The organism is Mucilaginibacter rivuli (assembly GCF_019391655.1).
GTDB lineage: Bacteria > Bacteroidota > Bacteroidia > Sphingobacteriales > Sphingobacteriaceae > Mucilaginibacter > Mucilaginibacter rivuli.
In genome coordinates this window covers 18426-36631 of record NZ_JAHXPQ010000012.1, presented here as the reverse complement: position 1 = coordinate 36631, position 18206 = coordinate 18426, and the positions used below count along the sequence as shown (strand labels likewise).

Annotated in this window: 23 protein-coding genes; 15 read left to right on the top strand and 8 right to left on the bottom strand. The window is 42.5% G+C overall.

Going from position 1 to position 18206, the window contains the following annotated elements; translation table 11 throughout:
• Window positions 1-117: 117 nt before the first annotated feature.
• Both KXQ82_RS19730 and KXQ82_RS19725 read right to left on the bottom strand, forming a co-directional pair.
• Window positions 118-2178, bottom strand: coding sequence for a S9 family peptidase (locus KXQ82_RS19730; protein ID WP_219490528.1), 2061 nt, complete (start codon window positions 2176-2178; stop codon window positions 118-120).
• 20 nt (window positions 2179-2198) lie between these two features.
• Window positions 2199-3437, bottom strand: a complete 1239-nt coding sequence (locus KXQ82_RS19725) for a nucleoside recognition domain-containing protein (RefSeq protein WP_219490526.1) — start codon at window positions 3435-3437, stop codon at window positions 2199-2201.
• Between the two features lie 163 nt (window positions 3438-3600).
• Here KXQ82_RS19725 and KXQ82_RS19720 point away from each other — a divergent pair, with 163 nt between their 5' ends.
• The 8 genes from KXQ82_RS19720 to KXQ82_RS20030 all read left to right on the top strand — a co-directional run bounded on the left by KXQ82_RS19720 (window position 3601) and on the right by KXQ82_RS20030 (window position 9649).
• Window positions 3601-3873: a hypothetical protein gene (locus KXQ82_RS19720; protein WP_219490524.1), complete on the top strand. Its 273-nt coding sequence runs from the start codon at window positions 3601-3603 to the stop codon at window positions 3871-3873.
• 2 nt (window positions 3874-3875) lie between these two features.
• Window positions 3876-4286, top strand: coding sequence for a DUF3052 domain-containing protein (locus KXQ82_RS19715; protein WP_219490522.1), 411 nt, complete (start codon window positions 3876-3878; stop codon window positions 4284-4286).
• A 6-nt stretch (window positions 4287-4292) separates the two neighbouring features.
• The gene (locus KXQ82_RS19710) at window positions 4293-4793 is read left to right on the top strand and encodes a hypothetical protein (RefSeq protein WP_219490521.1); all 501 of its coding nucleotides are present in this window, start codon (window positions 4293-4295) and stop codon (window positions 4791-4793) included.
• 30 nt (window positions 4794-4823) lie between these two features.
• A complete protein-coding gene (locus KXQ82_RS19705; protein WP_219490520.1) occupies window positions 4824-5264 on the top strand; it encodes a DinB family protein in 441 nt (146 codons plus the stop codon).
• A 2-nt stretch (window positions 5265-5266) separates the two neighbouring features.
• Entirely contained in the window at window positions 5267-5866 is a 600-nt protein-coding gene (locus tag KXQ82_RS19700) for a DNA alkylation repair protein (RefSeq protein ID WP_219490518.1), read from the top strand.
• 71 nt (window positions 5867-5937) lie between these two features.
• Complete coding sequence (locus KXQ82_RS19695; protein ID WP_219490517.1) at window positions 5938-6777, top strand: hypothetical protein; 840 nt, start codon at window positions 5938-5940, stop codon at window positions 6775-6777.
• Between the two features lie 260 nt (window positions 6778-7037).
• Window positions 7038-9101 (top strand): M13 family metallopeptidase, encoded by a 2064-nt coding sequence (locus tag KXQ82_RS19690; protein WP_219490515.1) that lies wholly within the window; start codon window positions 7038-7040, stop codon window positions 9099-9101.
• Between the two features lie 167 nt (window positions 9102-9268).
• A complete protein-coding gene (locus KXQ82_RS20030; RefSeq protein WP_500796415.1) occupies window positions 9269-9649 on the top strand; it encodes a YfbO family protein in 381 nt (126 codons plus the stop codon).
• Between the two features lie 3 nt (window positions 9650-9652).
• Here the strand turns inward: KXQ82_RS20030 and gpmA are convergent, their stop codons facing one another.
• Window positions 9653-10342 (bottom strand): 2,3-diphosphoglycerate-dependent phosphoglycerate mutase, encoded by a 690-nt coding sequence (gene gpmA, locus KXQ82_RS19680; protein ID WP_219490511.1) that lies wholly within the window; start codon window positions 10340-10342, stop codon window positions 9653-9655.
• A gap of 118 nt (window positions 10343-10460) precedes the next feature.
• On the opposite strand from gpmA, the gene KXQ82_RS19675 reads away from it, so the two are divergent.
• The 6 genes from KXQ82_RS19675 (at window position 10461) to KXQ82_RS19650 (ending at window position 13212) form a co-directional block, all read left to right on the top strand.
• Window positions 10461-11048, top strand: a complete 588-nt coding sequence (locus KXQ82_RS19675; RefSeq protein ID WP_219490509.1) for an acetate uptake transporter — start codon at window positions 10461-10463, stop codon at window positions 11046-11048.
• Between the two features lie 83 nt (window positions 11049-11131).
• Window positions 11132-11548 carry a hypothetical protein gene (locus tag KXQ82_RS19670; RefSeq protein WP_219490507.1) on the top strand — a complete coding sequence of 139 codons (417 nt, stop codon included), beginning with the start codon at window positions 11132-11134 and terminating at the stop codon, window positions 11546-11548.
• A gap of 71 nt (window positions 11549-11619) precedes the next feature.
• Window positions 11620-11832 (top strand): hypothetical protein, encoded by a 213-nt coding sequence (locus tag KXQ82_RS19665; RefSeq protein ID WP_219490505.1) that lies wholly within the window; start codon window positions 11620-11622, stop codon window positions 11830-11832.
• A gap of 3 nt (window positions 11833-11835) precedes the next feature.
• Window positions 11836-12153, top strand: coding sequence for an MmcQ/YjbR family DNA-binding protein (locus KXQ82_RS19660; RefSeq protein WP_219490503.1), 318 nt, complete (start codon window positions 11836-11838; stop codon window positions 12151-12153).
• Window position 12154: 1 nt separating this feature from the next.
• Window positions 12155-12793, top strand: coding sequence for a hypothetical protein (locus KXQ82_RS19655; RefSeq protein WP_219490501.1), 639 nt, complete (start codon window positions 12155-12157; stop codon window positions 12791-12793).
• Window positions 12790-13212 carry a PH domain-containing protein gene (locus KXQ82_RS19650; protein WP_219490500.1) on the top strand — a complete coding sequence of 141 codons (423 nt, stop codon included), beginning with the start codon at window positions 12790-12792 and terminating at the stop codon, window positions 13210-13212. The genes KXQ82_RS19655 and KXQ82_RS19650 overlap by 4 nt, the downstream gene beginning before the upstream one ends.
• 40 nt (window positions 13213-13252) lie before the next feature.
• Here the strand turns inward: KXQ82_RS19650 and KXQ82_RS19645 are convergent, their stop codons facing one another.
• The 5 genes from KXQ82_RS19645 to KXQ82_RS19625 form a co-directional block, all read right to left on the bottom strand.
• Window positions 13253-13804 (bottom strand): glycoside hydrolase family 108 protein, encoded by a 552-nt coding sequence (locus tag KXQ82_RS19645; RefSeq protein WP_219490498.1) that lies wholly within the window; start codon window positions 13802-13804, stop codon window positions 13253-13255.
• 100 nt (window positions 13805-13904) lie between these two features.
• The gene (locus tag KXQ82_RS19640) at window positions 13905-14099 is read right to left on the bottom strand and encodes a hypothetical protein (protein ID WP_219490496.1); all 195 of its coding nucleotides are present in this window, start codon (window positions 14097-14099) and stop codon (window positions 13905-13907) included.
• A gap of 120 nt (window positions 14100-14219) precedes the next feature.
• On the bottom strand, window positions 14220-15617 hold the full coding sequence (locus KXQ82_RS19635; protein WP_219490531.1) for an OmpA family protein: 1398 nt from the start codon (window positions 15615-15617) through the stop codon (window positions 14220-14222).
• Between the two features lie 330 nt (window positions 15618-15947).
• Window positions 15948-17126 carry an O-succinylhomoserine sulfhydrylase gene (locus tag KXQ82_RS19630; RefSeq protein ID WP_219490494.1) on the bottom strand — a complete coding sequence of 393 codons (1179 nt, stop codon included), beginning with the start codon at window positions 17124-17126 and terminating at the stop codon, window positions 15948-15950.
• 28 nt (window positions 17127-17154) lie between these two features.
• Window positions 17155-17586 carry an OsmC family protein gene (locus KXQ82_RS19625; RefSeq protein ID WP_219490490.1) on the bottom strand — a complete coding sequence of 144 codons (432 nt, stop codon included), beginning with the start codon at window positions 17584-17586 and terminating at the stop codon, window positions 17155-17157.
• Between the two features lie 127 nt (window positions 17587-17713).
• On the opposite strand from KXQ82_RS19625, the gene KXQ82_RS19620 reads away from it, so the two are divergent.
• A complete protein-coding gene (locus KXQ82_RS19620; RefSeq protein WP_219490488.1) occupies window positions 17714-18070 on the top strand; it encodes a hypothetical protein in 357 nt (118 codons plus the stop codon).
• Window positions 18071-18206: the final 136 nt, after the last annotated feature.

Here is an 18206-nt window from a genome sequence, read left to right as displayed (position 1 = left end):
AGTTAAAAAAAACAGGTGAAAATACTGTCGGACATATAATATCGTGGAAATTAGCTCAATAAGCAAATTAAAATCGCTATTCAACAAAATCCGAAATCGAAAATCCGATGTCCGAAATCACAACGTTTCCTTCAACCAGTCAAAAAACTCCCTTTGCCATACAATGCCATTTTGCGGTTTTAGTACCCAGTGGTTCTCATCTGGCAGGTACAGTAATTTCGATTTTATGCCTTTTAGCTGCGCCGCCTGGAAAGCTTCCATACCCTGGCCAATGGGTACGCGGTAATCGCGGCCGCCCTGTACCACCATAATAGGGGTGTTCCATTTGCTTACAAAATTGCTCGGGTCAAATTTAAGGTAGCTTTTTTGGGCCTTCATGTTTACCTTGTCCCAATAGTTGCCGCCAATATCTTTATTGGCAAACCACATTTCTTCGGTAGTGCCATACCAGCTTTTCAGGTCAAATAAACCATCGTGGGCGATGAACGTTTTAAAGCGGCCATTATGTACACCTGCAAGCATAAAAACCGAGTAGCCCCCGTAACTGGCGCCTACGCAGCCCAGGCGTTCCTTATCTACATAGGGTTCCGTGCTGATATCGTCAATGGCGCTCAGGTAATCTTGTATAGGCTGCCCGCCCCAGTCGCCGCTTATTTGTTTGTTCCACTCTACGCCATGCCCCGGCATGCCGCGGCGGTTTGGAGCAATTACAATATAGCCCTGCGATGCCATCAGCTGAAAGTTCCAGCGGAAGGAATAAAACTGGGTTAAGCCCGATTGTGGGCCGCCCTGACAATATAGCAGGGTAGGGTATTTTTTATCCTTATCAAAATCGGGTGGGTATATCACCCACGATAGCAGGTCTTTACCATCGGTAGTTTTGGTATGGCGTTCTACCACTTTGGTTTGAGCCAGGCGGTTATTCATAGCGGTGTTAATGTCGCTTAGCTGACGCATATCGCCGGTGGCCAGGTCAACTGTATAAAGCTCGGCAGCATGGTTCATATCTGTGCGGCTAACTACCATGGTATTGCCTGCCTGCCCCGTTATACCGGTAACATCAAACTGCCCTTTGGTGAGTTGCTTTATCACCGGCACTGTACCCGGTGTTAAACCTTTAATATCAATGCTGAACAGCTGATCGGTGCCGTCATGGTCAGCCAAAAAGTATATCTTCGAATCATCTTTACTGAACAGGAATGAGCTTACTGTTTCATCCCATTGGGCGGTCAGGTTCATTTTAGGGCCACCCTTCACATCGCGGATAAAGATGTCGTTCTTGTCGGCTTCGTAACCATCTTCCTTCATGCTCAGCCATGCAAACTTGCTGCCATCATTACTAAAAGCAGGCTGTGTATCGTATCCATTCATGCCCTGCGTAATGTCGCGGGTTTCATCAGTAGCTATATCATATTGGTACAGGTCGGTATTGGTGCTTACGGCATAATCTTTACCGGCTTTCTTTTTGCAAACGTATATTACGCGCTTGCTATCCGGACTAAATATCAGGTCTTCCAACCCGCCCGATGGCTTTTGGGGCGCATCAAAGGCTTCGCCATGCATAATATCTTTTTCGCCGCTTATCTTACCATTATCATAATCGGCAACAAAAATATGCGAGCACATACCGGTATTATACGTATCCCAATGGCGAAAGTTGAGGTCGGTAAAAACATAAGCTGTAGATTTTTGCAGATCCGGGTATTTATCTTTTGCCAATAGTTTTTGTACCTGTACATCTCGGGTGTACATTATTTTTTTGCCATCGGGCGATATGCGCACATTATCAAAATTATCCTGCTGGTTTACTGATAACATGGCCAGGTTAGACCCATCCGTATTCATTTGCCATAAGCGGCCATCGTACCAATAGGTCATGCGGTTTTTGGCATCTATCTTTAAAATAGCCTTACCACCCGGTTCGTTTGTTATTTGTTGCGATGCACCGCCGCTAACGGGTATGGTAAATAAATTAGGCTGGTTGGTATTGGCACCCATGTTATAGGTGGTAACGCTGTAAATAATGTTTTTACCGTCGGGGGTAAGGGTACTGCTGCCCAGGCGGCCCAGTTTCCAGAGCATTTCGGGTGTCAGCTTTTGTTTGTTCTGGTTATTTTGTGCCTGCAGGCTTAAACTGCCTATGCTTATCAATAACAACGTAAACCGTATCGATCTCATTTTTCTTTTCAATTTCTTTATTATCCAAAAAATAAATAGCCCACAAATATAGCAGCAATTACACCCGCCAGGTCAGCAAGCAGGCCCATTGGTATGGCATAGCGCGAATTTTTTATCCCCACCGAACCGAAGTACAACGCTACAATGTAAAATGTGGTATCGGCCGAGCCATTAAATATGCAACCCAGGCGGCCAACAAAGCTATCCACACCAAAGGTTTCCATATTTGCTATCATCATCCCCTTGGCGCCCGAACCACTTAATGGTTTAAGCACTGCTACAGGCAGGGCGTCAACAAAGCGGGTATCTACATGCATTAAGGCAAATAAGTACCTTAATCCGTCAACCAGGTAACCCATAGCGCCCGATGCACGGAAAACCGCTATCCCCACCAACATGGCTACCAGGTAGGGGATAATTTTGATGATGGTTTCAAACCCACCAACAGCGCCCTCAATAAAGGCCTCAAATATGTTTACTTTTTTTACCAGTCCCCCCGTAATAAAAACAACGGGAATGAAAAATATCAGCAGGTTACTGGCAATCATAGATACCTTGCTGATCTGCTCGTGACTTAAAAAGAACTGGAAGTAAAAAACAATGCCGCCAATAAAAGCCGTTAAGCCAAGAAGCCAGCTAATAATTACTTTATCCCAAAGGTTTATTTTTTGTTTGATGGCCACGGCAAGCATACCCACAATGGTAGCTACATACGTGCCTATAATGCAGGGAATAAAAACGTCTGTCGGGTCGTGTGCTTTTAATATGGCACGTTGCGCGATAATGCTGATAGGTAACAGGGTTAAGCCCGATGTATGCAGCACCAAAAACATGATCTGCGCGTTTGATGCGGTATCTTTATTGGGGTTGAGTTCCTGCAGGCTACCCATGGCTTTCAAACCCAGTGGTGTTGCAGCATTATCAAGGCCAAGCATGTTTGCCGAAAAATTCATCATCATATTACCTGTTGCCGGGTGGTCCTTTGGTACTTCAGGAAACAGGCGGTGGAAGAAAGGGCCCACAATGCGCGACAGGAAATTGATGGCGCCCGCCTTTTCGCCTATTTTCATAATACCCAGCCAAAAGGCCATGGTACCTATCAGCGGCAACGCGATATCCATTACCGAGCCTTTGCTGGCCGAAAACAGGGCCTCATTTAACGTTTTAAACGATTCCACATCGCCAAAAAAGATCAGCTTGATAAGCGCGATAACAAACGCGATCAAAAAAAATGCGACCCAGATATAGTTTAATGCCATAAGGTTTTGTTAGTAGCGGTTTTGTTGAACAAGTATACGTTTTTTGAGTGGAAAGCCGAAAAGGGGTTAACGTATGAAGCTTTGTATACTATTGTATTTTATTGCGATATTTATCTTACCGGAGAGGCCGGCCGTTATGATCCTTTTATTAAACTGAAATATCATGGAAAAATTCCCCGAATTGAATACATGGCATGTTGCCTTGCTGAGAGCCGAATTTAAGAGTGGGGTAGTTTTAGATGAACAGTTTAAGCCGGTAACTGATAATAAGCAGAAAATATACACCAAATTTACGCAAGCCGATGAAGCCTTTGCGGTTGCTAAGCAACTTATACTGCAAAATCCCGATACGGAGTGCATAATATATGGCCATGATGAAGAAGTGTTGTATTACTTAACGCCGCAAAACATAACGCATATTAACCAAACTGTATAAAAATGCAGGCAGGCTACTCAGGCACCCCACTCGCTAAAAAACTCGGCATCAAACCCGGCTGCAAAATTGCTTTAATCAATACCCCCGAACATTATCTCAGCCTGTTTGCTGATCTGCCGCCTGATGTTGTTTTTGTGAGTGATGAAAACGAACTGAAAGATATCATCCACCTGTTTGTTAAAAACAAAGCTGAATATTTCGCCACGCTGCCGCGGATAAAAAGCCAGATCGTGCAAAACGGTTGCATCTGGATATCCTGGCCCAAAAAAGCATCCAAAGTCCCCACAGATATTACTGAAGATATCATTCGCAATTACGCATTAGAAACCGGCTTGGTTGATGTTAAAGTTTGTGCGGTTGATGAAGTTTGGAGCGGGTTGAAGCTGGTGATCAGGGTGAAGGATAGAAAGTAGCAAAAAATGAATAGTTTAGATATTAAAGTTCACAATAACTACTCTGGATCAATTAAAGATTTAGAAAATGAAATAGATATAAGCGAGTCTAAATGGAATTTTATCTTCAAAACATTATCCGGTAAAGCAGAAACCATATATTTTAACGGGCGCAGAATAAATTATCGTGACAATGAAATTGATAAAACTATAGCTGCGCTTTCCAATGAAGTGTTCATTGATGAAGGGACAGATCATTTTGAATTGTTATTTCGTTTAAACCCACTTGATCTATCTTTCAATCGAAACATGGTTTCCAAACTATGGAGTTACTTTGAATACCCCTCATTTATTTTTTTAAATGACAAGGCTGAGGAGGGTATATTGGTTGAAACTTGCGAAACCCAGGTATATTATGACATTATGATAAAAATTATTAGAGGAGTAACTATATTATACCGAAGTATTGAACAAGATGTTTTATGGATAAAAAGTGACCAAAGTGTAAGTGATTTATTTGGCAAATAACTACTGAAACAATTTTCCCTACCTTTACCCATGCTCGCACCCGTACACCAGATAGACCAGATCATCCAGGATTTTTTAATCATGCTCATCACCACCGATGTGGATTGGGAATCCAAACCCTCGTCTGATGTTTGGTCAAAAAAGGAAATACTCGGCCACCTGGCAGATAGCGCCAACAATAACTTGAACCGCTTTATCCGCTGCACATATGAGCAGAATTTTAAATTGGTGTACTTGCAAAATGATTGGGTAGCGGTACAACATTACCAGCAAACTAAGGTTGATGACCTGCTTACCCTGTGGCGCTTGTTAAACAAGCAGATCTCGCGGGTATTAAGCAATTATCCCGATAGCATGCTCCAAAACACCTGCGATACCGGCAAAGATGAAGTTTCATTACGTACGGTTGAGTGGCTTGCCGCCGATTATGTGCAGCACCTGGAGCATCATTTAAAACAAATACTGGCATAACAATGCTGAAAGCGATAATTGAAGAACTACAACAAACCGAGCACGGCTTTAAACATATTACCGAGGCTGGCGATAAACTCCTCGCGCAAGCAGAACTGAATCACCTGCAAATTGCGGGTACGCTCATCAACGAAAGTGTTTACCAGGCGCGCATGCTCGGCACATACCTGCTGGGTGAGCTAACTGCTACAAACATCGCCGCCCTCACACTCCTCAAAACCAATGTAGTACACGATGATAACTGGCGCGTTCAGGAAATGCTGGCCAAGGCTTTTGATAGCTATTGTAAAGCCACCGGGTACGAAAATGCCCTGCCCGAAATAAAAGTATGGCTAAACAGCAAACAACACAACCTGAACCGCGCCGCGATAGAGGGCCTGCGAATCTGGACAAGCCGGCCATATTTTAAACAACAGCCCGATGTTGCCATCAAACTCATCGCTAAACTTAAAACCAGCGACAGCGAGTATGTACGTAAATCGGTAGGGAATGCTTTGCACGATATCAGCAAAAAGCACAAAGTTTTGGTGCAAAAGGAAGCCGCAAAGTGGGACCTCTCAGACCCGCGTATAAACTTTACCCATAAATTGGTTGTAAAGTAAATAATACGAAAATATATTTGTAAACTATTTTTATAGTTATATCTTGGGCAACCAATCTTAAACCGGGGATTATGCAAAATTTAAAAAACTATTCAATGCTGTTGGTGCTATTGTTTTTTACCGGCAACGCAATATTCGCGCAAAAGCTGCCTTCCATACAAAAGAATGGTGTATATGCGCCTATCAATGTGAAGGTAGATGGTAAACCAACCGAATGGGGCAATAAGTTTGAAGCCTATAACAAAGCCAATCAAATATATTACACCATGGCCAACGATGCCGAAAACTTATACCTTGTTATACAGGCCGATAGGATACAAATGGTACAGAAAACCATGATGGCGGGCATTACCGTTACCATAAACTCATCAAAAAAGAAAGAGGATAAAAACGCGGTGTCTGTTACCTTCCCGGTGATGAAAAGGCCCGAGTACCAAAAAATTATGCGCATTGCCTTAACGGGATTAGATGGTGCCGATTATCATGAACTTGAGCCGATAAAAGATTCTGTGCTCAAAACAAAAAGGCTCGACTCGATCATGCAGAAGGCCAACGCGCAAATACCGCAGAATATGAAGATGATAGGGGTAAAGGGCTTTCCCGATGTGCAGGACTCTTTAATATCAGTATATAATGAGGTGGGCATACAGTTAAGCGCCCGCTTTGATAATAGACTGACTGTTACATATGAACTGGCCATCCCTTTAAAATACTTAGGCCTCTCTGCCACTAAACCCGGGCCGGTTGCCTACCATATTGTGCTAAACGGCGGCGATACCAGGTACATTAACACCGGCGGCATAAGCTTTAGGTATATGAACGGCACTGCTATACAAAGCGGCACGGCACGTAATATGGATATAGTAAGCACTACCGACCTTTGGGGTGAGTATACATTAGCCAAAAAATAGCGCAAAAAAAGCCCCCTGCCATTGCGGGAGCAGGGAGCAAACCTTAACTAATTCTGAACAAACTCTACATAAAGTATACGCAGGTATAATTGCTTTGGTTGCCTTGTGTATAAAATTGTAGGGTAATACAATGACATTACTTTTTAGGAATGTATCTGTTGCCGTTTTTTTTATTTTTTTAAGTATTCCAACATATTAAGGCAGGGAGTTGTAAAATCGTTTTCACATTTGTAATTTCAAACCCTCATTAACTCACACTCATGAAAATAAAGTTCTGCACTTTGATGCTTACGGGCGCTGTATGCCTGTCGGCTAACACATTTGCTGGTGGCGGCGATAAGCCGGCCCCCAAACCAGTAAAAAATCCCATTAAATACATCGACCCGGCCAACATGGACCTTAGCATAAAACCCGGCGACGATTTTTTTGAATACGCCAATGGCAAATGGGTAAAGACACACCCTATACCGAGTGATAAAACACGCTGGGGTAGCTTTAATATACTTGCCGATGGCAATAATAAAAAACTGATAGCGCTTTTAAAAGAAGTTAGCTCGGCAAAGGGCCAGCCTAAAGGCAGCCTGAAACAACGTGTTGGCGATATGTTTGCCAGCGGTATGGATAGCGTAACTATCGAAAAGTTAGGTTACACGCCAATTAAGGCCGACCTGGACCGTGTTGACAAGATCAGTAACCTTACCCAGGTGCTTGATGAAATAATTGCCCAACGCCTTAATGGCACCGGCGGTGCCTTATTTAGCGTTGGCGTTGGCCAAGACTCAAAACATCCCAACAAAAACATTGTACAGTTTGGCCAGGGCGGTACCACCATGCCCGATCGCGATTATTACCTGAAAAGCGATGGGCGCAGCACCAAAGTGCAGGAAGCTTATAAAAAATACATCGCCACGTTGTTTATCTTAACAGGCTCATCGGCAGATGAAGCGGCAAAAAATACAGCTACCATTTATGAGATAGAAAAAAAGTTGGCCACAGCTCAAATTGACCGTGTTGCCCTGCGCGACCCTAACAAAAATTACAACAAATTCACCGTACCGGCTTTTAGTAAAACAACCCCGTCGTTTAACTGGGTGGCTTTATTGCCAAAATTAAAAATGGGCGGGCAGGATAGCGTAATAGTGGCGCAGCCATTATTCTTTGTTACAGTTGATGAGTTATTCAAATCTACCCCGGTTGAAGATTGGAAAGTTTACCTAAAATGGCAGGTGTTAAAAGGTTCGGCAAGTTCATTGAGTTCGCCGTTTGTTAACGCGGCCTTTGCTTACAGCAGCGCCATTTCTGGCCAAAAGGTGCAATCGCCACGTGTGGAGCGCATGAGCAGCCTTGTTGATGGCAGTCTTGGCGAATTATTGGGCCAGCTGTACGTTAAAAAGTATTTTACCGCAGCCGCCAAACAGTATATGGTAAACCTGGTGATCAACCTTAAGGTAACCTTAGGCGACCGCATAAAGCGCCTTGACTGGATGAGCAGCGAAACCAAGGCCCGTGCCCTTAAAAAACTGGCAGCCTTTACTGTTAAAATTGGTTACCCTGATAAATGGCAAACCTACGATGGCCTGGTAATTAAACGTAATGATTATGTAGGTAACCTTAAACGCGTGGCCATTTGGCGTTACAACTTTAGCGTGAGCCAATTGGGCAAGTCTGTTGATAAAAAACGTTGGGGCATGACAGCGCCTACCGTTAACGCATCATACAGCCCTACTAATAACCAGATCACTTTCCCGGCAGGTATACTGCAATATCCGTTTTTTGATTTTGGTGCCGATGATGCGGTAAACTATGGCGGCATTGGTGTAGTAATAGGCCACGAAATGACCCACGGTTTTGATGACCAGGGACGCCAGTTTGATGCCGATGGTTCCCTGCGTGACTGGTGGACAAAAGACGACGCGGATAAGTTTGTTACCCGTGCGCAAAAAGTGGTTGAAGAGTTTAACGGCTTTAACCCGGTAGATACCATGCATATTAAAGGCAAGCTAACCTTAGGCGAAAACCTTGCCGACCTTGGCGGGATGAACGTAGCTTACGAAGCCTTCAAGAAAACTAAACAAGGTAAATCGAATGTTAAGATAAATGGCTTTACGCCGGATCAGCGTTTCTTTTTAGGCTTTGCGCAAGTATGGCGTGAATCAATGCGTCCGGAAGAGGCCATGTCGCGCATATTGACCGACCCGCACTCACCGGGTAAATACCGTGTACTGGGCACCGTAGTAAACCTTGATGCATGGTACAAAGCCTTTGATGTTAAACCCGGCGATAAAATGTATAAAGCGCCAGAGGACAGGATAAAGATCTGGTAAATATTCTGGAGGTTGGATGTCTGATAATCTAAAAACAACAAAGCCCGGTTATACCGGGCTTTGTTGTTTTGCTTGAAATTCCTAAATATGTAAAATGAATCTGAAGAACTTTTTATCGCGTTTAGGATTAATCAAAAAGGACAAAAGAACTTTTTTACTTTAGTAAGATTAATGAAGCTGGTTATCTTGAAAAGGAAGTATTTGTTAGTATAGCTGATTTCTTTGACGGTAACAATGATACAGGTTCAATAGGTGCAAATATTTATCCAGATCCACCATCGTTATTGCATTTTTACGAAACGCTCCTCGAAATAGAAAGCAACAAAAATACATGCCTGATTTTAGTCAGAATAGCAGATATTGAGGATTCTGAATGGTTTTATTCAGATATGATTTTTATCAATGGACATTACTCAATAGTTGAAATAAAAAAACTGTTTAAATCCCTTAAGCCCGATGAGATATACGAAGGCTTAATGTACGATGAAAAACCTAATAATATTTCCGACGAAAGTATTGGTAAAAGCTACAGTGTTTGGTGGGACTAATATCTATTCCAAATAATAGTGCCTTACCCTATTCAAATCATCGTCCAGTTCATATATCAGCGGTACGCCGGTGGGTATATCAAGTTGTGTAACTTCTTCATCAGTTAACCTGTCAATATATTTAACAAGTGCGCGTAAACTATTACCATGCCCGCATATTATTACCTTTTGGTCCTTCCGCATTTCGGGTACAATATGTTCCTGCCAAAAGGGTAAAACGCGATCCATGGTTTGGCTCAGATTTTCTGTGAGGGGCAGTTCGCGTTCGGTAAGGGCTTTATAACGCAGGTCGTGGCCGGGGTAGCGTTCATCATCCTTAGTTATAGGCGGCGGTAGTTCGTTTGGGTCGCGGCGCCATTTACGTACCTGCTCTTCTCCGTATTTTGCAATGGTTTCTTCTTTATTCAATCCCTGTAAAGCACCATAAAAACGCTCGTTCATCCGCCATGATTTGGTTACCGGTATCCACAAATGGTCCAGCTCTTCCAATACAAAATGCAGCGTTTTTATCGACCGTTTTAAAACCGAGGTGAAAGCAACGTCGAAGTTGTAATTATTTGCTCTGAGCAGCTCTCCGGCCTTTTTGGCCTGCAGGTAACCGGTATGACTTAGTTCCACATCCGTCCAGCCGGTAAAGAGGTTTTCAAGGTTCCAAACACTTTCGCCGTGGCGTAACAATACTAACTTTTGCATAGGCGATTATTTTTGTGGTAAAGATTTTTTTATTGCTATTGTTTTAAAAAACATATACTTTTAAACACGTCAATTACACACTTGTAATGATAACCAATTTAACCAACCTAAAAAAATTATGACCGACACAAAAATTGTCTCGCTTAAAGAGAACACCGCTAACCCTGCGCCGCTTGGCTTGCTGGCCTTTGGTATGACAACCGTTTTACTTAACATTAAAAATGCCGGAATCATCGAAATGAGCCCCATGATATTATGTATGGGTATTTTTTACGGCGGCACCGCCCAGGTAATTGCAGGTATCATCGAAGCTAAAAAGAACAACACCTTTGGCCTTACCGCCTTTACATCGTACGGCTTTTTCTGGCTTACACTGGTAGGGTTGATATTGATCCCAAAATTCGGCTGGATGCCCGCGCCAAGCAATGGCTCAATGATAGCTTTTTTAACCATGTGGGGTATATTTACTTTGTTGCTGTTCTTCGGTACGTTTAAATTGAGCAAAGCTTTGCAATTTGTATTTGGCTCATTAACAGTGCTGTTCTTTTTATTGGTTGCGGCCCATGTAACAGGCAACGAAGAGGTGGAGCACCTTGCGGGATACGAAGGTATTATTTGCGGCGCATCGGCCATATACACCGGCGTAGCACAGGTATTGAACGAGCTTTATGGCAGGGTGGTTTTGCCATTAGGTCCGGTGGCTTAAGCTATTGAGCGAAAAGCATTAAACGGGAAACTTTTTAATATTTGCCCGCGGGTTACCTGCGGGCATTTTTTGTATATAGATATATGAAAGGAAACTCGGTTTTAATATTGTTTTTGTTTGTATTATCAAGTTGCGAATACTGGAACGATAGGCTAAAGATTACAAATAAATCAAATTTTGAAATTGCCACCCAACCTATTGATTCAAGCTATAACAATATTGCATATTATCTTGAAAACACCATTAAACCAAATGCAACTTTTTCAGAAATTCAAAGTGGAAACGATGGTTGGTTGAACTACATAGCAAATAGTCCTGATCACAAATTACATATTTATGTTTTTAACGTTGATACCTTAAAGAAATATCCCATTAATGTTAATTTGAGAAAATTAATAACTGCTAAAAAGTACTATACTATAATGCTATTTACAGAACAGGAATTAGAAAAAACGAATTGGCAAGTAATTTTTGACTCATCAATGAAATCAACTCAATAGAAGCAATATTTGAGTTTGTAGCAAACCCGCATATTATCTATTTTTACATTCCCCAATATAAATACACCACAATGGCAAAATGGATAGAGCTGCGCGAAGTAAATATGATAAACGGCGTAGCCAATACAGTAACAGTTGACGCGGAAAAAATAGAAGCTTTTGGCACATCGGTTACCGAATACAAATATGTTTTGATACGCTTGAGCGGCGGGCACACTTTTCACGTAAGTAACTTTCCCGAAGATATAAAACGTCGCATGAGCGATGCTAAAACAAACACATAAATTATGGTTGATATCGCTACATTCCGACAAATTGCTTTAGCATTTCCTGGTGTTACCGAGCAGTCGCATTTCCACAGGGCGGCCTTTAGGGTAAAAAAGGGGATATTCGCTACACTGGATGCGGATAAGTGCGAGGTAAATATCAAACTCACCGAAATTGACCAGGATGTTTTTTCAAAGTTTGATAATGAGGTTATTTACCCTGTTGCAAACAATTGGGGCAAGCAGGGTTGGACAACCATAAACCTCAATAAAATACACCCGGACATGCTTACCGATGCCTTATCTACGGCATACCATCACATAATAACTAAAAAATAAAATGAACTTGAAATATATAGTACAAATCAGCCTGATTGCCTGTGTTATTTGCATTGCAGCTTGTGGCGGTAATAAAAAGGAAACCGGCAATTCTGCAACCAATAGTAGCCAAACCACAGCGGAAACCACGCAAACAACCGCCACTGCTACAACTGAAACAAAAGCCGTTTATAAAAAGCCTACACCAACAGAAAATAAATTCAACGAGTTGCGCATGGCAGCTTTTACCACCACCCCCGATCAGCTAAAAATTGTTGTTCCTGCCGATAAGGAAATTGTTTACGGCGTTATAGTTGAACAAAATAACGGTGATGCCACCACAAGCTTGGCCGCATACCAAACCGGAGCCGCAAAATACATTACCAGTGCAGGCGAAGGGATGGATGCCGAAAAAAGTGAAGCTGTAAAAAGCGCGGCCCGGCAGTTTGTAAGCGCCGGCCAAAGTTACCTTGTTAAAGCAGCCAAGGCACGTTCGGCAGCTGCGCCCGATAACGGTATGGCTAAGTTTTACCTGCTTACAAATAAGGGTATTTACGTAGGCGACGAGTCGGTTAAAAATTTAGCTGCACACACATCAGCCTGGGAAGCATTGTTTACTGATGCCAATAAACTAACTTCACAAATTAAACAGGCCAAATGAGCCAGAAGCTAATCTTCAAATCAAAAATATCGCCCGCGCTGGTTATTCCATTGGTGGTGATTTTTGGTGGGTTATTTACGCTTTTTGTAATTCAGAATATATGGGGCACCATTATTATACCTGCCGTGGCAGGTATATTGGTAGCTTATACTTTTTCTACTACGCATTATACCATTGATGGTGATGAGCTTGAAGTAAGGTCGGGTTTCCTAAAATTGAAGATCGATATCCGGTCGGTTACCAAAATAGTGGAAACGAGGAGCATGCTGAGCGCCCCGGCCTTATCGCCCGACAGGCTTGAGATATTTTATAACCGCTACGATAGCACCCAGGTTTCACCCGCCGACAGGGCAGGTTTTTTGGCCGCGTTAAAAAATATCAATAACCAAATTATAGAGATGCCTAAAAGCACCGATTAGTTTGCACCGATATTATTTATAACTTATCAATATACTATAATTAGCTTTGAGTCGGCGTGTATGGCCACAAACGGCTAAACCAGCTATTTTTAAACTGAGCCAGCGATGGGTTAGCGGCAATAAGATTGAGGTAGTATTGTTTCCTTATCGCTATGAATGCGTTATATAACGTTTGGGCGTTGGCACCATTAACTGCAGCTAATGTAGCAGGGCCAACAATCCTGTCGGCAGTAACGCCTGCAGCTTCCTGCAAAAACTGTGCGCCACGGCCAACACCGCAATTTACCGCAGTATCAAATACCTGGTTGGCAATTTGCTGATCATTTATAGCGCCCGTTTGGTTAGGGTTCCAGTAGTTTACCTGGTAAAAAGACATGATGACCGCTAATAACGAAGCATTCGCATTTAGCGCTGCATTTAAATTTGGCGGGTTAGTAGCTTTAATAGCATCTATAGTTGCCCAGCCACTCCAGTTAGGGTTATTGTTGCGCGATACACCTTTAAAGGTTTCGCCGCCCGGATCGGCGGGGTTATTTACATAACCGCCCTCGGCTGCCATGGTAAGGTTGTACGAAGTATTAAAGTTTGCCATAATAAGGATTTTTATAAAGGTTAGCTAAAGGTATAAATAATAATAAATAAAAAAGCCTCCTGCAAATATTGCAGGAGGCTTTTATCAATTTTTTAAAAAACTATAATTTGGTTTTTACTTTAACCTTGGTACTGTCATGCACGGTTTTGGTTTTTGATTTCATGGTAATTGGCCTTACATGTTTGGTAACTTTTACCTTTGCTTTAACCTTAGTAGTATCGGTGTTAATGTTTGTTGCATATACACTGCTAAAACACATAGCAGCTAATGCGACGATAGCGCATAATTTTTTCATAATTGTTATTTTGAGTAGTTAATTAATGGTTTACTAACAGCAGATGAATAATTAATGTTTTAAAATAAAAAAGCCACCCGATAACGGATGGCTTTGTACTTTAAATTTAAAACCTGCGGCTTAGTACAATGTAAACTCAACCCTGCGGTTTTTTTGACGACCTGCAGCAGTTTTGTTTGAAGCGATAGGTTGGGTTTCGCCATAACCTGTAGCTTCAATACGCGATGCGTTTGCACCTTTACTTACTAAATAAGCCTTGATTGATTCGGCACGGTCTTTTGATAAGCTCATGTTAAAATCATCAGAACCCTGGCTGTCAGTATGGCCTGCTAATTTCAAGCTGAAGTTTTTGTTGATCAATAACTCAGCAACTTTATTTAAGCTTGGTAAAGAGTGTGAACGGATGGTTGCTTTACCTAAATCGAACTCAAGGTTGGCAATAGCATCTCTAACTACTTTTTTATCAGCTTCGGTTACATATACCTTAACATTTTCTGCTTTTGGTAATGGGCAACCAGAACCATCAACTTTAGATCCGGAAGGTGTATTAGGACATTTATCAAAGAAATCCGGTACACCGTCGCCATCGCTATCCTTAGTTAAACTATTAACTTTAGCGTTAGTAGCGTCCAGATTTGAATTGGTAGTGGCAAGGCTGCTATTTGTTGCAGCTAAATCGGCTTGCAATTTTTCATTTTTTGCCTTTTCTGCATCAACCTGGTCTTGTAATGCTTTTGCTTTCATGATATACTCATAACGCATTGATGATACCGGGTTATGTGTAGCCAATTGTGGTTTTGAGCGGCTACCCAAGGCAAACTCTAAACCTGCGTGGGCGTATGAAAATTTATCATTACCGGCACCTGTTGCATATCCATCAACAAAATCAGAATTAACAAAATTCATTTGGTAACCTAAGTTAAAATTAACGCCGGGCGCGATATCAAATTTTAAACCCAAACCAACCGGGATAAAAAACTCCTGGAAAGTAGTAGTGTTTGATGCGATAGCCACGCTGGCACCTGTTGTGTTTTTTACTGACGGAGTAAATTCCATATAACCACCACCAAGTGTTAGGTAAGGTTGTATAACACCTTTGTTATGGCGCCAGTTAATATTTGCCAATGTTATATTTGCAGATAATGCTGCCGACCAATTAATATCGGTACTAAAAGAGCCATAAGGGCTTGCACCGGTTGTAGATGCGCCTGAGCCTGTAAGTTTTCCGCGGAAATAATCACCTTGAAGGCCAAATGATGGTAACATTTGGTATTTTATAAAACCACCGTAACCTAACTCGGTACCACGGTTTTTAAAATCCTGCTTGCCGCCAATAAAGGTATAAGGTGAAGTGATACCGCCGTTAAGGCCGAAAGACCAGGTACGGAAAGCCGAGCCCGGCGAAAATGGTTGTACGTAATTTTTTGTAGCTGCACTATCGGGTGTTTGTGCAAATAGGGTACTGCCGGCTAATAGTCCGGTTAACAGCAGGCCTGTTTTTTTTAAGTTAAATTTCATCATTTTTATTATTTAGTAGAGCATTGTTAATACAACAAGCTGTTGCAACAAACAATCAATAGTAATGCCATGAGGTTTGGAGCATGCATATTTTGCTGCAAAAGACATTCTATTTTAAGTCGATCTACTGCGGAAAGCAGCCTTAAACGGTTGCTGTTATTGCATTTAGGTGATTAAGTAACAGCAAAGGAAGTATGTTACGGAATTATAAAATAGGTTAGGATAGAAGACTCTACCTTGCGGGAGAAATAGTACTAAATAAAATACATGTTTATAAAAAAGCCGGATAATGGAATGCATTACCCGGCACATATTTTATCGGAACTATACTTAAAGGCTCTTCTCCAATGCTTGAAGTATATCCGCTATTATATCTTCTACTTTCTCTAAACCTGTAGATACGCGGATAAGGCCCGGGGTAATCCCTACGGCCGCGCGTTCATCGTCGGTTAGTTTACTGTGTGTGGTGCTTGCCGGGTGAGAGCATATGCTTCGGGTATCACCAAGGTTAGCCGTTACTGATAGCATTTGCAATGCGTTTAAAAACTTGCGGCCTGCCTCAACACCGCCTTTTATCTCAAAACAAAATACTCCGCCACCGGCTTTCATTTGCTTTTTAGCGATAGCATATTGCGGGTGACTGGGTAAAAACGGGTATCTTACAGATGCAACTTGTGGGTGGCTCTCCAATGTTTCGGCAACCTTTAGGGCGTTGGCGCAATGGCGCTCCATACGTACGTCTAAAGTTTCCAAACTCTTACTCAGTACCCATGCGTTAAATGCGGATAAGGTTGGGCCTGTAACACGGCAAAACAGGTATATCTCGCGGATCAGGTCGGCACGGCCAACTACTACGCCACCTAAAACACGGCCCTGCCCATCTATCCATTTTGTGGCCGAGTGTATTACCAGGTCGGCACCAAAATCAATCGGTTTTTGCAATAATGGTGTAGCAAAGCAATTATCAACGCTTAATATCAAATTATGCTTTTTACTGAATTGGCCTATCCACTCCAGGTCGAGCACTTCAACCTGCGGGTTGGTAGGTGTTTCCAGGTATACCATTTTGGTGTTGGGCTGCACGGCCGCCTCCCATGCCGATTCGTCGCCGGCTTGCACCATGGTATAGGTAATGCCAAAATTTGGCATGTATTTTTTTACAAAAGTATTGGTATTACCGAATATCGAACTGCTTACAATCATGTGGTCGCCGTTCTTTAACAGCGCCATTATCGATCCTACAACGGCGCTCATCCCGCTGGCTGTAGAAAAACCTGCATCAGCACCTTCCAGCATCACCATTTTTTTGGTAAACTCATCAACCGTAGGGTTGCTAAAGCGGCTGTATATGTTGTCATCGCTTTCTTCGGCAAAGGCGGCGCGCATGGCATCGGCATCATCAAAGCAAAAGCTGCTGGTGAGGTACAAAGGGGTAGAGTGTTCGCCTTGTGGCGTACGCGGTGTTTGTATGCGTATAGCCTGGCTTATCGGATCTAAATTATCAGACATCGTTATTCAGTATTGTAATCGTAAATTATTAAGCGTGCGCCGGGTGCACAAAGGTTTTCCAGGTAATGGCAGTACCCGCGCCCATCAGGGTAGCGGCAACCGAACAGTACTTGTTCATTGATAGTTCAACGGCGCGTTCAGCTTTGTCTTTATCAATGTCGCCGTAAATATGGAACTCTACTTCAATATCTTTCCATAACGAGGGCTCTTTACCAGCCTGGCGCTCACCTTTAACTATCATTTTATAGTCTTTAACGTCCTGGCGCTGCTTTTTCAGTATGCTTATTACATCAATGCCGCTGCAACCGCCCAAACCCATCAGCAACATCTGCATCGGGCGAACGCCAAAATCCCAACCACCGTTTGCGGGGTTGCTGTCCATGCGTACAATGTGTCCGTTCTCGTCTTTCGCTTCAAAGCCGTAATCGCCTTTAACGCGCGCTAATTCAATGGTAGCCATATTATATTCGTTTATAAGCCGCGAAGTTATGCATTTATTGGGGGTATTTTGTAGGTATAGTGTAAATTGCTGACGTGCGATGTTAGTATTGGTTTTAGCTTAATTATACAGTAATATTGAAGTAACTATGATGAAGAGATTTTTGGCTAAAATAGATAGCGACGCAGTAGTGGTTATTATTTTGGTTGCTATTATATCCTTTTTAGCTGCCCGATGGTACGGACTGCCGGTAATGTTTATCACACTTGGGTTTTTAGGCGAATTAAGTTGTGTTGTTTATTTGTTAGCTTACCTTTCCCGCATTTTGTTTGAAAAGGTGCCATTTATAGAATATGCGCGGCAAGTGGCCTTTTATGGTGTTATAGGCATTATATTGTTTGTTCTGAATTTATATTATTTTGGTACATCTTTCGCGATCAAGCCTGTGGCTATTGCAGTGGTTGTATTTATATTACAATCGATTTTCAGGAAAAAGAAAGCTTAGTTGATTTGGGCGTTGCCTACGGCCCGGGCTATCCGTTACAAGTCCTCATCCCCACGAAGGGTGGGGATTCCGGGCTTTCCACTGCTATCCCTAACGCGGACTTTAGTATTAATTACATCTTCCATCTTACCTCTTA